Here is a 313-nt window from a genome sequence, read left to right as displayed (position 1 = left end):
CCGCGACCACCGGCTTCTGGCGGCGTACCGTCCAGTTCCTTCAACTTCGCGCGTTCGGCCAGCGAACCCTATCGGGAGTGGATCGAACAGCAGGTGCGTCTGAAGCGCAACGCCCAGGCGATCTACCGGGACCTGGTCGACCAGCATGGCTTCACGGCCAGCTACGAGAGCGTCAAACGCTTCGTGCGTGTTAGCGCCGATGTAAAACTGACCCACCCGCCGAAGTAAACCTGACCCACCTGGGAGAGGATGGCGGCTTTTTGCCGCCGATGCTGACTCAGGAGCAAGCAGTGGAAATCAAGGTATTGGCAAG

1 pseudogene is annotated in these 313 nt (G+C 60.7%); it reads left to right on the top strand.

Annotation, left to right across the window (positions count from 1 at the left end):
- Window positions 1–186: pseudogene (locus AB3X89_RS40455) on the top strand (IS21 family transposase); the annotation flags it as partial.
- Window positions 187–313: the final 127 nt, after the last annotated feature.

Source organism: Paraburkholderia sp. BR14320 (assembly GCF_040948665.1).
In the GTDB taxonomy this organism is placed as follows: domain Bacteria; phylum Pseudomonadota; class Gammaproteobacteria; order Burkholderiales; family Burkholderiaceae; genus Paraburkholderia; species Paraburkholderia youngii.
Note: the sequence above shows the minus strand (reverse complement) of the source record. Positions and strands in the feature narration are given on the sequence as shown.